This is a genomic window from Paenibacillus sp. SSG-1 (assembly GCF_002224835.1).
Taxonomy (GTDB): domain Bacteria; phylum Bacillota; class Bacilli; order Paenibacillales; family Paenibacillaceae; genus Paenibacillus_AQ; species Paenibacillus_AQ favisporus.
The window spans coordinates 435,552-449,652 of the sequence record NZ_MBRK01000001.1 but is presented as its reverse complement, the minus strand read 5'-3'; the positions used below and the strand labels follow the sequence as shown (position 1 = coordinate 449,652).

The 14,101-nt window shown below is 53.0% G+C and carries 16 protein-coding genes; 5 read left to right on the top strand and 11 right to left on the bottom strand.

All coding sequences use genetic code 11. The features are described 5' to 3' along the window. Positions 1–21: 21 nt before the first annotated feature. From sufU to BCV73_RS02215, 5 genes are all read right to left on the bottom strand, one after another. Positions 22–453 (bottom strand): Fe-S cluster assembly sulfur transfer protein SufU, encoded by a 432-nt coding sequence (gene sufU / locus BCV73_RS02235; RefSeq protein WP_076170810.1) that lies wholly within the window; start codon positions 451–453, stop codon positions 22–24. Next, positions 453–1,664 carry a cysteine desulfurase gene (locus BCV73_RS02230; protein WP_089545803.1) on the bottom strand — a complete coding sequence of 404 codons (1,212 nt, stop codon included), beginning with the start codon at positions 1,662–1,664 and terminating at the stop codon, positions 453–455. Before BCV73_RS02230 ends, sufU begins: the two co-directional genes overlap by 1 nt. Then, the gene (sufD, locus tag BCV73_RS02225) at positions 1,661–2,965 is read right to left on the bottom strand and encodes a Fe-S cluster assembly protein SufD (protein WP_089545802.1); all 1,305 of its coding nucleotides are present in this window, start codon (positions 2,963–2,965) and stop codon (positions 1,661–1,663) included. The genes BCV73_RS02230 and sufD overlap by 4 nt, the downstream gene beginning before the upstream one ends. A 25-nt stretch (positions 2,966–2,990) precedes the next feature. Then, positions 2,991–3,773, bottom strand: a complete 783-nt coding sequence (gene sufC, locus BCV73_RS02220; RefSeq protein ID WP_076170499.1) for a Fe-S cluster assembly ATPase SufC — start codon at positions 3,771–3,773, stop codon at positions 2,991–2,993. 617 nt (positions 3,774–4,390) lie between these two features. After that, positions 4,391–4,852 carry a Dps family protein gene (locus BCV73_RS02215; protein ID WP_076170500.1) on the bottom strand — a complete coding sequence of 154 codons (462 nt, stop codon included), beginning with the start codon at positions 4,850–4,852 and terminating at the stop codon, positions 4,391–4,393. 321 nt (positions 4,853–5,173) lie between these two features. Here BCV73_RS02215 and mtnK point away from each other — a divergent pair, with 321 nt between their 5' ends. Together mtnK and mtnA are read left to right on the top strand one after the other, a co-directional pair. Next, complete coding sequence (mtnK, locus tag BCV73_RS02210) at positions 5,174–6,397, top strand: S-methyl-5-thioribose kinase (protein ID WP_089550066.1); 1,224 nt, start codon at positions 5,174–5,176, stop codon at positions 6,395–6,397. Further along, positions 6,394–7,479, top strand: a complete 1,086-nt coding sequence (gene mtnA, locus BCV73_RS02205) for an S-methyl-5-thioribose-1-phosphate isomerase (protein ID WP_089545801.1) — start codon at positions 6,394–6,396, stop codon at positions 7,477–7,479. The genes mtnK and mtnA overlap by 4 nt, the downstream gene beginning before the upstream one ends. A 119-nt stretch (positions 7,480–7,598) precedes the next feature. Here mtnA and BCV73_RS02200 read toward each other — a convergent pair whose 3' ends face one another. Further along, positions 7,599–7,901: a YunC family protein gene (locus BCV73_RS02200; protein WP_076170502.1), complete on the bottom strand. Its 303-nt coding sequence runs from the start codon at positions 7,899–7,901 to the stop codon at positions 7,599–7,601. Between the two features lie 216 nt (positions 7,902–8,117). On the opposite strand from BCV73_RS02200, the gene BCV73_RS02195 reads away from it, so the two are divergent. Then, entirely contained in the window at positions 8,118–8,648 is a 531-nt protein-coding gene (locus BCV73_RS02195) for a hypothetical protein (protein ID WP_089545800.1), read from the top strand. A 106-nt stretch (positions 8,649–8,754) separates the two neighbouring features. Here BCV73_RS02195 and BCV73_RS02190 read toward each other — a convergent pair whose 3' ends face one another. After that, a complete protein-coding gene (locus BCV73_RS02190) occupies positions 8,755–9,135 on the bottom strand; it encodes a DUF423 domain-containing protein (RefSeq protein ID WP_076170504.1) in 381 nt (126 codons plus the stop codon). A gap of 176 nt (positions 9,136–9,311) precedes the next feature. Here BCV73_RS02190 and BCV73_RS02185 point away from each other — a divergent pair, with 176 nt between their 5' ends. Both BCV73_RS02185 and BCV73_RS02180 read left to right on the top strand, forming a co-directional pair. Continuing rightward, the gene (locus BCV73_RS02185) at positions 9,312–9,749 is read left to right on the top strand and encodes a hypothetical protein (protein ID WP_076170505.1); all 438 of its coding nucleotides are present in this window, start codon (positions 9,312–9,314) and stop codon (positions 9,747–9,749) included. Positions 9,750–9,798: 49 nt separating this feature from the next. Next, positions 9,799–10,650 (top strand): DegV family protein, encoded by an 852-nt coding sequence (locus tag BCV73_RS02180; protein WP_076170506.1) that lies wholly within the window; start codon positions 9,799–9,801, stop codon positions 10,648–10,650. A 37-nt stretch (positions 10,651–10,687) separates the two neighbouring features. Here the strand turns inward: BCV73_RS02180 and BCV73_RS02175 are convergent, their stop codons facing one another. The 4 genes from BCV73_RS02175 to BCV73_RS02160 form a co-directional block, all read right to left on the bottom strand. Continuing rightward, positions 10,688–11,845: a phosphodiester glycosidase family protein gene (locus BCV73_RS02175; RefSeq protein ID WP_076170507.1), complete on the bottom strand. Its 1,158-nt coding sequence runs from the start codon at positions 11,843–11,845 to the stop codon at positions 10,688–10,690. 185 nt (positions 11,846–12,030) lie between these two features. After that, entirely contained in the window at positions 12,031–12,807 is a 777-nt protein-coding gene (gene pdaA, locus BCV73_RS02170; RefSeq protein WP_076170508.1) for a delta-lactam-biosynthetic de-N-acetylase, read from the bottom strand. 85 nt (positions 12,808–12,892) lie between these two features. After that, entirely contained in the window at positions 12,893–13,279 is a 387-nt protein-coding gene (locus tag BCV73_RS02165; protein ID WP_076170509.1) for a response regulator, read from the bottom strand. A 114-nt stretch (positions 13,280–13,393) separates the two neighbouring features. Beyond that, positions 13,394–14,074 carry a Na-translocating system protein MpsC family protein gene (locus BCV73_RS02160; protein ID WP_089545799.1) on the bottom strand — a complete coding sequence of 227 codons (681 nt, stop codon included), beginning with the start codon at positions 14,072–14,074 and terminating at the stop codon, positions 13,394–13,396. Positions 14,075–14,101: the final 27 nt, after the last annotated feature.

The window sequence follows — 14,101 nt, the reverse complement described above, 5'->3', positions numbered from 1 at the left end:
GAGTATTCAGCCTCCCTATCGTTAGTGGTTAATGCGTTCCTCGTCAATACCTTTCCGCAGTGCATTCCAAGCGAGCGTTGCGCATTTAATGCGGGCCGGGAACTTGTTAACTCCGGACAGGGCTTCGATATCTTCGTAATCGTCAAAATGAACGTCCTCACCCTGCATCAGCGACGAAAAGCGTGAAGCCATTTCCTTCGCTTCCTCAAGCGTCTTGCCTTTGACCGCTTCGGTCATCATCGAGGCGGAGGACATGCTGATGGAGCAGCCCTCGCCTGTGTATCTGGCATCTTTGACAATGCCGTTATCGACAATAAGCTGAAGCGAAATTTTGTCGCCGCAGGTCGGGTTGTTCAGATCCACCGTCACGGCTTCATTTTCAAATTTGCCCCGATTGCGGGGGTTTTTATAATGATCCATTATGACACGCCGGTACAAGTCGTCAAGTTCCATCATCCAAAATACTCCTTTGTCTGGATTAAGGCGCTGATCAGACGATCTACATCTTGTTCGGTATTGTATAGATAAAAGCTTGCACGGGCGGTGGCACTGGCCTCAAGCCAACGCATGAGCGGCTGGCAGCAGTGATGGCCTGCGCGGATCGCAACCCCGCTGGCATCCAGAACCGTAGCCACATCATGCGGATGCACATCTCCCAAATTGAAGGTGACCAAGCCCACATTACGTACACGCGGACCATAAAGCTTCAGGCCTTCAATTTCCGATAACCGCTCGATCGCATACTTCGCGAGCTTCTGCTCATGCTCCTCGATTTGATCCATGCCGATTTCCTCGAGAAAATCGATGGCTGCAGCAAGCCCAACCGCTCCGGCGATAATCGGGGTGCCCCCTTCAAACTTCCAGGGCAGCTCCTTCCAGGAAGAATCGTATAGTCCGACATCGTCAATCATTTCACCGCCGAATTCCACCGGTTCCATGGATTCGAGCAGCGCCTTTTTGCCGTACAGTACACCGATGCCGGTAGGACCGCACATCTTATGGCCGGAGAAGGCGTAGAAGTCGCAATCCAGATCCTGAACATCGATCTTCATGTGAGGCGTGCTTTGGGCGCCGTCCACGACCATATACGCGCCATGGCGGTGCGCCAGCTCGGCAACTTCCTTCACCGGGTTAACCACGCCCATGACGTTGGACACATAGCCCATCGCGATGATCTTGGTTTTCTCGGTGACGACTTTCTCGACTTCGGCCAAGGTGACTGAACCGTCTTCTTGTAGTTTAACATATTTCAACGTGGCGCCGGTGGCTTTTGCCACCTGCTGCCAAGGAATTAGATTACTGTGGTGTTCCAGCGGGGTCAGGACGATTTCATCGCCTTCCTGGCAAATCGAGCGCCCGAACGAGGAAGCCACCAGATTCAGGGCTGTTGTCGTTCCCCGCGTAAAAATAATTTCCTTCGTGCTCTTGGCGTTAATGAACTTAGCTACCTTCTCGCGCGCGCCTTCATAAGCATCCGTTGCACGGCTTCCAAGCGTATGCACCCCGCGGTGCACGTTGGCGTTGTCATGCTCGTAATAGCGTTTGACAGCCTCGATCACAGCGAGCGGTTTCTGGGAAGTCGCCGCATTATCAAGATATACCAGCGGGTGGCCGTTTATTTCCTGATTCAGGATGGGAAACTGCTCGAGAATGTCGCGGTTCATTGTCCCAACTTCCCTTCGATGACCGATTGAAGCTGCGTGCGCAGGCCTTCAAGCGGAATCTGAGATACGACCGGTGCCAGGAATCCATAGATGATCAGGGATTCGGCAACTTCGCGGGAAATCCCGCGGGACATCAGGTAGTAAATTTGTTCAGGGTTGACCTGGCCGACGGATGCAGCATGACCTGCCTTAACGTCGTCCTCGTCGATCAGCAGGATCGGGTTGGCGTCACCGCGTGCTTTCGGACTCAGCATCAGCACTTTCTCCGTTTGCTGTCCGTCGGATTTGGTCGCGCCCTTCTCGATCTTGGTGATGCCGTTGATGATGGCCTGTGCTTCTTCACGCATAACCGCACGGGTAATCATTTGGCTCTCGGAGCTCTTGCCGAAGTGGTTCGCACGAGTCGTGTAGTTCAGCTTCTGAGAACCGGAGCCGACGGCGATGATCTTGGAATCGGACGTCGATCCGTTACCTTTCAGAATCGAGTAAGTATCGCTGGCGGTATCGCCGCTGTTCATTTCGCCGACAATCCATTCCATGGACGCGTCGTTCTCGATCACGGCACGGCGGTAGCTGATGTCCGTCACGTTCGTGCCCATTTGATGAATTGTCGCAAACCGGACTTTCGCTCCCGATTTGGCGAATACCTCAACGGCGCCGTTATGAGTGACCGGTTTACAGGATGTACCGGATACATAGTTATCTACATAGGTTACAGAACTGTTCGTATCGGCAATGACCAGAATATGAGGAGCAAAGGTCGCTTCCTCGTCGTCTGTCAGCAGAACGGCCTGCAGCGGTACGGATACCTCCACATTTTTTGGAACATACAGGAACACCCCGCCGTTCCACAATGCGGCATGCAGTGCGGCTACGGAGCTCTCATCCGCTGTAACAGCCGTATGAAGGTGAGCCTTAACGAGATCCTCGTGGTCCTTCACGGCCGTCGCCAGATCGGTGAAAATGACGCCTTGAGCAGCCAGCTCAGGAGACAGCTTCGTATACACAGTTCCGGAATTGCGCTGGATAATCAGGTTGCCCGCTTCCTGGTCCTTGATCAGTTCCCGAATCGATTCAGGAGCTTCAGCCAGCGATGCAATCGGGCTTACCGATTTGAAGCTTCCGTAATTTTGAATATCCCAGCGTTCGATTCTCGTTTTTTCGAGTTTCGGCAGCTCGAGGGTTGCCGCGAGTTCCAATGCTTTCAGACGATTTTCCGTGAGCCAGGCCGGCTCGTTGCTGCCCTTCGACAGCGCGCTCAGGCCTTCAGCGTTAACCGGAAGAATGGTTTGTGTTGTCATCTTCGTTCTCCTCCTTCCGTTATCTTTACGCTTCTTGACCTACAGTTTCGTCTTCGATACCGAGTTCTTCCTTCACCCAATCGTAACCTTCCGCTTCCAGGCGCTCCGCCAGTTCTGGACCACCGGATTTCACGATGCGGCCCTGCATCATAACATGTACAAAATCAGGCTTCACGTAGTTAAGCAGGCGCTGATAGTGGGTAATAATCAAGAAACCGCGGTCGTCGCTGCGCATCGCGTTTACACCGCTGGCAACAATTTTCAAAGCGTCGATATCCAGACCGGAGTCGATTTCGTCCAGGATGACAATGCTAGGTTCGATCATCATCATTTGCAAAATTTCGTTCCGCTTCTTCTCACCGCCGGAGAAGCCTTCGTTCAAATAACGATGTGCAAACTCAGGGTTCATATCCAGTTCTTTCATCTTCGCTTCCATTTGACGGATGAAACGAATCAGCGAAATTTCATTGCCTTCTTCACGGCGTGCATTGATGGCACTGCGAAGGAAGTCGGAATTGGTCACGCCCGTAATTTCGCTCGGGTACTGCATAGCAAGGAACAGGCCGGCGCGCGCACGCTCGTCAACGCCCATTTCCAGAACGTCTTCGCCGTTCAGGGTTACGCTGCCGTCCGTTACTTCATATTTAGGATGTCCCATCAAAGCGGAAGCAAGTGTACTTTTACCGGTACCGTTAGGTCCCATGATGGCGTGGATTTCTCCGCCCTTCATTTCCAGGTTGATGCCTTTCAGGATTTCCTTGCCCTCGATTGTCGCTTTAAGTCCTTCAATGGTGAAATTAGTAGCCATATTCGTTTTTCCCTCCGTTAAATGTTTTGCCGAAATCAGAAAGTCTATTTCAACAGGGACGCGCTCCCCGATTTCAATCAATCATTATTATCAATTTGTAATGAGTCTAAATTGATTCTCAATGATTATCACAATTTTATAATAAATGGCGAATCATATCAACCGCCCGTCGGAGTAAACCTGGTGTTTCATTACAGAAACAGGCTTCGCCGCGGTTGCAGCCAAGCCTGTTTCCTTACAATATCAAATTTTTCCATGGATGCTGTTCATGACGAACGGATTTCGCGGAAGTTCTGCAGCATCCGGCAACGGAGCCATCGTTCTCATCACCGGCTGGCGTTTCGTGAACATTCTGCGATATGTTATGGATTGCATTCCCACATCCAAGGAACAGCAGCATGGAGGATCCTGACAACCGCGCAGACGCTCGGAATCATTATCGGGAACAGCCGCCAGAGACCGGATCCCATTTCTCAATTTCCCGTACGTCCGATTCATGTCTGATTCATCAAAAAGGTAACGCGGTCTTATACGTTATGCCGTCAAAGGTTGATCCGGGACACAAAAAGTGCGCTGGCTGCCAGCGCACTTCCGGGCTTTCGCGAAAGAAGCATCCCTTATCCCAGGTAAGAACGGAGCATCCACATATGCTTTTCGAGATCGCTCTTGATCTTGATAAACATGTCGGCCGTCGGATGGTCGCCGGCTTCCTCCGCCAGGCTGATTCCTTCGCTCATTTCCTCGGCAACGGTGGCAAAGTCCTCGATCAGGGTCTGCACCATTTTGCGCTGGTCTTCATTGCCGGAAGCTTCCTGAATGGTTGCGATGTCCAGGTACTCCTTCATCGTCGCAGCAGGGCTTCCTTTAATCGTAAGCAGCCGTTCAGCCACTTCGTCCATTTTCAGCGTAATATCGTCGTACAGCTCTTCAAATTTTACGTGGAGGGTAAAGAAATGCTCACCCTTTACGTACCAATGGTAGTTATGGATTTTGACATACAGGACGTTCAGGTTCGCAACTTGTTGGTTTAGGATTTGCTCCAAAGTGGATGTTTTCGATTTGGATGACGTTTTTGCCATGAATATCCCTTCCTTTTTTAAGTATATGGCCTTCCCTCTCCAATGCTGCATACAACGGCAGCTTCGGGGTCCGGCTGGAGTTTTCGTATAAGTATGGGGAGGCTCTTCCGAGAGTAATCTGGGCTGCGTGCCTCCCTGCCCTTATCTTACCCTTCAACCCGCTGCACGAAACAATTGCCCATAAATGGCAGGGTCTTTCGTTTTCAAACGCTCTCACTGAAAAAAAGATTCAAAAGAGGTCGGCAATCCGATATACTGTTTTATAACCAAGTGAACAAGTTGGCTTTATTCGCGTTTCCTTATTATACGGAGGTGACTTCCATGTCCACATATCACCCGCTCACCGTCCAAGACGCCATTTCTCTCGTCCGCGGCATTCCGGGGCATTTCACGCCCGATGCGCAGCTGGAATGCAAAGAAATCGGTGACGGCAACCTGAACTTAGTGTTCCATATTACGGACCGGAACAGCGATAAAAGTATCATTGTCAAACAAGCCCTTCCTTATGCGAAGGTGGTCGGGGAATCCTGGCCGTTGTCCCTGGACCGGGCGCGCATTGAACGCGAGGCGCTTCAAGTGCAGTACCGCCTGTGCCCCGGACTGGCACCGCAGGTGTTCTCCTACGACGATGACCTGGCGATAACCGTCATGGAAGACCTGAGCGACCATACGATTATGCGCAAAGGGCTGATCGAAGGACAAGCCTATCCGTTTTTTCCCCGCCATATCGGCGAATTTACGGCCAGAACGCTGTTCTATACCTCGGATCTGTACCTGAACCCGCAGGAAAAGAAAGAACAGGTACGTAAATTCATCAATCCGGATCTGTGCAAAATTACCGAGGATTTGATCTTTGACGATCCATACCGGTTTTCCGATAACAACAACTACCCGGACTATCTGGAGGATGAGGCGAAGGAGCTGCGGGAGAACGGCAAGCTTCATCTGGAAGTCGCCCTGCTCCGGGAAGCCTTCCTGACCCGGACCGAAGCGCTGGTTCACGGCGATCTGCATACCGGCAGCATTTTCGTCACACCGGAATCGACCAAAGTGATCGATCCCGAGTTTGCCTACTACGGACCGATGGGCTTCGACCTCGGCGCCATCATCGGCAACCTGCTGCTGAACTACGCTTCCCGGCCAGGCTGGGATGCCGCAGAATCGGAAGTTCTCGGCAATCAAGAGCGTCTTCTGCGCATGGTTTCGGACGTATGGTCCGAATTTGAAATCCGCTTCCGCAAGATGTGGGATGAGGATGCCAGGGACCCGCTTGCGAAAGCACCCGGCTACCAGGACGCCTACGTGGCCAAAGTACTGCGGGATGCCTGCGGATTCGCCGGCTGCAAAATGATCCGGCGCATCGTCGGCTTGTCCCATGTGGCCGACATCGACACGATCGCGGACGTAAAGCTCCGGGAGAAGGCGCAGCGTACGGCGCTGGCTATCGGCAAACAGCTCGTTCTATTCAACCGGACCATCCAGTCCGGCGAAGACATCGTCCGGCTGGTGAAGGAAGCCGAGCCGCTTAAAGGAGCCGTAAAATGAGTAATGACAACCAAGAACAAACACAACGACGCAGCGAACCGTTAACTTCCGTCCAATGGGGCGGCGACAAGCTGATCCTGCTGGATCAGCGCCTGCTTCCGGACGCCATCGTCTATCTGGATTTGTTCACACCCGAAGAAGTGTGGGAATCGATCCATGCGATGAAAGTCCGGGGCGCGCCAGCCATCGGCATCGCCGCCGCTTACGGCGTAGTGCTCGGGGCGCGCCAGTATGGAGGCGTCGATGCCGCCGCCTGGGACGACCATGTCGTCAAGGTCAGCGCCTATCTGGCCACCTCGCGGCCGACGGCGGTCAATCTGTTCTGGGCGCTGGACCGGATGAAAGGGAAAGCGCATGAGCTGGCCGGCCGGGGAGGCAGCGTTGCCGACCTGAACGAGGCCCTGCTCGCCGAGGCCAACGCGATTCAAGCGGAGGACGAGGAAGTGTGCCGCCGCATCGGGGAGAATGCACTGCCCCTGTTCCGGGACGGCATGGGCGTGCTCACCCACTGCAATGCAGGCGGGCTGGCTACGGCCAAATACGGAACGGCGACCGCGCCGATGTATTTGGCCCAGGAACAGGGCATACAGCTGAAAGTGTATGCCGATGAGACGCGCCCTGTGCTGCAGGGCGCGCGGCTGACGGCCTTCGAGCTGCAGCAGGCCGGAATTGACGTGACGCTGCTCTGCGATAACATGGCAGGCATGGTCATGTCCAAGGGGTGGGTGCAGGCGGTGATCGTCGGCACCGACCGGGTGGCCGCCAACGGCGACGTCGCCAACAAGATCGGCACGTACAGCCTGGCCGTGCTGGCCAAGGCCCATGGCATTCCGTTCTACGTCGCCTGCCCGTTGTCGACGATCGATCTGAACACCCCTACAGGGGACAACATCCCGATTGAAGAGCGGCCGGCTGAGGAAGTCACCGAGGGCTTCGGGAAGAGAACCGCTCCTGAAGGCATCAAGGTCTACAACCCGGCGTTTGATGTCACGCCTCACGAATATGTAACAGCCATCATCACGGAAAAGGGGATCGTCAAAGCGCCGTTCGCCGAGAACCTCGCCGCCCTTTTCCAAGCTTAATGAACTTGGCCAATGTGGATCTTTCGGGCTAGTGTCTCTAATCGCCGAAATGCCACCGGCTCAGCCAGCCCTGCCAGGGCTGGCTTTTTATTGCTTTCCAGTCGGCGGCCTTGAGGCCATTACACCATTTTTAACAGAGCTTCATGCCCTGGCATGCCCGGAACGATTCCGAGCGCCTCGGCCTCGGTCGTCACCGACTCCAGCGGCGCTTCAAGCAATTCCTGCAGCGTTTTGACGCCGACAGCCCGGCCCGCAATGATTTTTCGCTCCGCCAGTCTAGTGTTAAGCAGGCCTACGTCCAGCGCCCCGCACATAATGTACCCTTTCGGCGAGTTGATCGTGAGCAGCGTCGTCTTGGGCAGCTTAACCTCTACCCCAACAAAGCTGTGCCCCCCGACGGTAATCGGCACCATGGTCACCATTCAGCTGTACACCTCCCCAGGCGTGATATCCATCCAGCATCATTGTATTCGCCCGGGGGAAGGGGTGACTGTGCGGACGTCCATAACCAAAATGCGCCGAAATAAATAGGAAGAAAGTTGCTATCCACTCCGACATTAGGACTATGATTCTATTCACATTCATGATATTATTTAGTCACTTTCATATCTAATTTGAACGTATAGTTTGGGGGATCCATGGACAACAATCAATCCAATGACGAATCGGGTTTTTTATTCAACGTCGACATCTTAGTGAAAAGTCCCTCTAATGCCCTGGCGCTTCAAGAACTCCTCGGCATGCTGAACGGCAACGGGCATATTGCGGATTTTCGCATCAAATCGGGAATTGAACTGGGGCGATTGATTGAATCGATGCTTCAGGACAAGCGCAAATCTCTCCTTTCCAAAGAAGAGCCTTCCCGCCCGTCCGTTCCCCCTGCTCCGATCAAGGAAGCGGAACTGCGTACAGCGGCCGTGGGGAAAAATGCAAAAAGCCAGCCGCCCCGAAACCCGGTGCATGGCGGTTCGGACATTTATGATTGGATTCAGGTATACATCCGTGACAACCGGCTGATCCGGCTGACGGCCAACCGGAGCGGGCAGCACATTCATATGCCGTGCCGGATCCTGAATTATGATGAGGAACACCAGATGCTGAACGTATATCACGTGGATGAGAAACAGGTTTATACCTTTAAGCTGAACGAAGTGGACGAGGTCATCTAATAGGATAAGGCTCCGTTTCTCCGAAGCTTATAACACTAAAACAAGCCCGTCCCGGCTCACTAAGCCGAAGACGGGCTTTCTTCTGTTCTCCTCCGATATGGACGGGTCAGGCTCGTCTGCGCGAGGCGGCTTCCGCAATCAGGCAGATCCAGCCGATGATGAAGGCAACGCCTCCAAGCGGCGTAATGGCGCCAAGCACTTTGATCCCGGTGATGGCGAGCACATACAGACTTCCGGAAAACAGAATGATTCCGGCCAGCAGCAGCCATCCCGCCCAGGCCAGCTTGCGCGAATCTCCCCATAACCCCGCAACGACCCCAATCAGTATGATCCCCAAGGCGTGCGCCATATGATATTGAACCCCAGTTTCATAAACCTTCATCGCCGACTCTCCGACAATAGGTTCCAGCATGTGGGCTCCGAATGCTCCGATCACCACGGACAGCATCGCCATCAGGGCGCCGGTCAATATAAATTTACGCTGCACATCGACAACTCCTTTGGATGTTCCTAATCTACTAACAAACTGTTAACTATTTTAACCGATCGGACGCCGCCTTTTCCACCACCATGGCTCAAGACTGCCCAAATCAGCTTGATTTTTACGGGATCTTATGGAAAAGTAAGAAGCATATCTATCGATTCGAAGGAGAGAGTGATTTCATGGATTCAAACCAGCCTCCGCACCAGCCGGACGGATTCCAGCAGAACCCGGGGCCCCATTCGCCCCATGCTCAGTTCGTTCCCCCTGCTGCGCTGAAGCATTCCGGGCCAGGCATCGCATCCTTTGTCATGGGCCTGGTCAGTTTGCTGGGTTATATCATCAGTGCCGCGGCAGCAGGCGCCATTATGGCTCCTTATCTCGAAGAAGGTATGCTGGACGGTCCGAATTCCAATGCAATTCTTGGCCTCGGCGTCGTCGGTCTGCTGATGATCGCACTGGTTGTCATCAACGTGGTCGGAACGATTCTGGGCATTGTGGGGACGGCCATCAGGAACCGCAAAAAGATCTTTGCCATCATCGGGCTTATTGTGAATGCCGTCATCGTGCTCAGTATCGGCTTGTTCTTTATATACTTCATGGCCTCCGCCGCAGTCTAGCGGACTTTACCCGCAGTCCAGCAGTCTATTAGAAGAAAAAGGTGATCTTATGTCTCAAGTCAAAATATTTGCCGACAGCACATGCGACCTTCCTCACGATTGGATCAAAGCCCATGACATCGGCATTATTCCGCTGTACGTTACGTTCGGGGACCAGAATTACAGGGACGGCGTCGACTTAACGACACCCGAATTGTATGCCAAGGTGGAGCAGACGGGCAGCCTTCCCAAGACGGCCGCTCCGTCTCCGTCCGATTTTATCGCGGCATTCACCCCGTTTGTGGAAGAAGGACGGGATATCGTTTATATCAGCCTGTCGTCCGAGCTATCCTCGACTTATCAGAACGCGCTGATTGCAGGTGAGGAGTTTCCGGAGGGACGAATCACGGTCGTGGATTCACGGAATCTGACCACCGGCATCGGCCTGCTGGTCATGAAAGCGGTGGCCGCGGCAGAACAGGGGAAAAGCGCCCGTGAAATCGCCGGCATCGTGGAGACCGTTAAGCCGCTCGTAGAGACCGAATTCGTCATTGATTCGCTAGAATATCTGTACAAGGGCGGACGCTGCTCAGGCATGCAGAACCTCATGAGCAGCCTGCTCAAGATCCGGCCGGTCATCAAGGTGATCGACGGTAAGATGACTCCGGCCTACAAGGTCCGCGGCAAGCGGGAAAAGGCTCTGGAGCAGATGGTCAACAATACGCTGGACAAGAAGGACGAGATGGACAACGATCTCATCTTCGTCACCCATTCCATGGCGGCTGAAGATGCGGAAGCGATCAAAAGGCTGCTGGAACAAAAAACCGGCGCCCGCGAGGTTGCCCTCTCGGATGCCGGCTGTGTCATTAGCTCCCACTGCGGTGCCAAAACGATCGGAATCATTTATTCCAAAAAAGCCTGATTTTCAGGCTTTTTTTTCTTGTATATATAAACAATTCTTACTTCTTCGAAGGGTCGATGTCCCTCGGATTGAGGCCGGCCCATATATTCGGGATGTCCGCCTGCTCTGGGTGTTCAAACACCAGAAACGCGGTAGGCAAATACCGTTCCCCGTATTCCGATGACGGTTTGTTCACAATTTCATTATCTTTGACGAGGACGGTGGAGGATCCTCCGTCCAGATTGGCAGCGATCACCGCTCCGTGCTTCAGCATGATCTGCTGGACATCGTATAAATTGGCTCCGACGCTGTACGTCGGCTGTCTTCCGTCAATAACAACAAACAGGATGGCCCCGTCCTCACGCTGGCCCATGGCGGTCCGCGGCGCGATGCCCCAGCCTTCGGCGGCATTCTTGATGAGCCCTTTGCCGTTGACGATGATCCGCGGCTGAAACGTCACCGCTTCCTGAACCCCCATCCGGTCCAATTCCTTTAGCGAATAGTTGCCGGCGATCATTTTGCCGTCCCGGTCAATGCCTACCACCTGGGTGGTCGCATTTTTTCCCAATCCGTTGTAATACAGCTTCCCCTGCGATATGACGATGCCGATCGGCTTAAAGCCGTTCCCTTTCCAGTTCGGGTCGGCGAATCCGCCTCCGTTCACGCCGGCGATCGCGCCGTAGCGCTTGACCATGCTGGAGACCTTCTCGCCTTTGCCGCGCTTTGCGGGAACGCCCAGACGGATTTTTGTCGGATCGTGAACGGTCATTACATACCCGTGATACCCTTTACCCGAAACTTCCTCAATCTCCACAAGGGGCGGCTTCTCCATCTCCTTGCCGGCTTCGGCGGAAGCCGTTTGGGTTTGCACCGGCAGCTTGATTTGGTGCGTATCTTTTTCGACGCCCATGGCTTCAAACCGCTTGTTGTATTCCGCTACGCGCTTGTTCAGCTCGTCCTGTCCAATAATATATTTCGCCAAATAGCGATGCTGTGTCGTTATGAGCGTATCCGCTATCAGGTAACGAAAATGATTGCCGGATACCGTCAGGAACAACCACGCGGCTGCCGCGGCACCGACCAGAACCAGGCTCCAGAACAAGCGTATACTGAATCGCAGGAAACCTCCCTTTTTCTTTTTCCTTTTCTTTGTCCCTTTTGGAGCGGACCGTTGGTTTCTTACGCTTGAACGTTTGGGCAGCGATGCTTGCTCCATGGTTACTTCCCCCATCTCATGAACTCGGGTCCTAAGTCCCACGTAGAATAGACGCGAAATCAGGGAGGAAGGTTTCATATATTCGGGCATTATCAACAATAGGATACAAATATTTTCCATTAACGCTGCCGTAAAAGCACAAAAAAAACACCAAGCCACATTGGCCTGGCGTCTTCCTATTCGGATTAGTAAGTTGGCCGCTTCAGTTGGTCCAAGCTTTTGAACTCATAGCCCTGCTTACGGGCATCGTCGATGATCCGGGCCAGCGCCTCCGTGTTATCCTTCGAAATGGAGTGCAGCAGAATGACCGCCCCCGGATGCAGCTGCGCCATCACTTGACGGTAGGCATAGTCAGCCCCCTTCTGATCGTTCACGTCCCAGTCCTTGTACGCTACGGACCAGAATACCGTCGTATAACCTTCAGCGCGTGATGCCGCAAGCGTGCGGTCGCTGAAAATCCCCCGGGGAGGACGCACGTATGCCATCTCCTTCTGGCGGGTCGTCCCGGTTACGCTCTGCTTGACCTTATCCAGCTCTTCCTTGAGCTGCGCGTTGGAAATCTGGGTCATATCCGGATGCGTCCAGGAATGATTGCCCACCAGATGGCCCTCGGTGACCATCCGGGTTACGAGCTCCGGCTTGTCCTTTACATAATGTCCCGTCAGAAAAAAAATAGCCGGCACTTTCTTTTCTTTCAAAACATCCAGGATTCTAGGCGTGAACCCGTTTTCATACCCGTTGTCAAACGTCAAATACAGCTCTTTCTGGGTTGTATCCCCCAGGAAGATCGCACCATTCTTCTGCAGAATGTCTTTAAAGCCTTCTTCATTGATGGAAGGAAGCTGACCGTTCCTGCTTTTCTTAAAGCCAAAATGATAAGGGCTGTCCGCAGCCGCTGTCTCCTGGAAAAATCCGCAGCACAGTAACAGTGCGGCAACCGCAGCAAACGCAAAACGCTTCATCTTGAAATTTCCCCCTGCGTTGGATTATAGGCACTAAAAGCTATAACGTAATATGCCACATCCGATGCAAAGTTATGTGATATTTTCAAAATGGCAGCCGCCGGAGAATAGAATCGATCACCTGAATAAAGTGCTTAATGTAGAATGGCTTCGTAATGTATTCGATAAAACCTGCCTGTCTCCCCTTGGCGATATCCGACGCCATCGCATAAGAGCTGACGGCCACCACCGGGATTGCCCTTGTCTTTTCATTGGCCTGGAGGCAGGCTAGAGCATCATATCCACTCATTCCGGGCAGCTGGATGTCCATGATGATCAGATCGGGGCATCTGGCCGTGGCGATCTCTACCGCTTCCTCCCCTGTACAGGCCTCCCACATGGTGGCGTTAGGAATTTTTTTGAAAATATGCCGCATGAGAGACATATTAATTCCGTCGTCCTCCACACATAAAATGTCATAATTGCTCTTCATTTTTAAACCTCCTACCATGAAAAAAAGCCAAAGAAAGAGCGCTCCAGCTCCTTCTTTGGCTTATGTTCAGCTCATGTTCCAATCATGTCTGACCCATTACCGCCTGGTGACCGCCTAATCCTGGAATGTGCAGGCAATCACGCTTTTATCTCTATCAAAATCCCAGTCCACGTAAAAATCGGCCAGGGTCCGGCCCAAAATCCCCCCCAGCTGGGTTTCTTCCTCAAAATACCGCTTCTCAAGCTTTCTCTTCGTTGTCCGCAAAACTTCATCAAAACCGGTATTGATTAATTCCTTCTCGATCAGAATCAGAAGTCCTTCCCGGACGACAATTAAAGTTTTGGGGTTCATCCACCAGGAGTACACCTTCCGGGGAACCTTCTGGACGATACCGGTGACCCGGTTAACTTCATTATGTAGCGCATCACGGCCCGCATAATCCTCGGCTTCGATGATCTGGTCTGCCTTAAGCCCGACAATGATCCCCGAAGCGTTATGTAATCCCCAGTCGTAGTAAACCTCTTCCAGGCGGATGTCCATTTCCTTCTCCAGATACGCCTTCAATTCAGGAAGCAGAGACTCCATCAGCAGCTCGCGGGTATATCGAAATGCTTTTTCTTCTTCCTTGTTCAAAAGAAACCGCTCGACAGGTCCAATAAAATTGCGGATATGGAGTGCGATCCCGTAGTTTCCGACGGATACATGCACCGACTCCGGACCTTTGCCAAACCTGTCCCTCAGCAGCTTGCCGGTAAATGCCGCGATTTGGTTGGTGTGATTGGCTGTATACAACATGACAGCTCTCTCCTTCTCATCATAGTG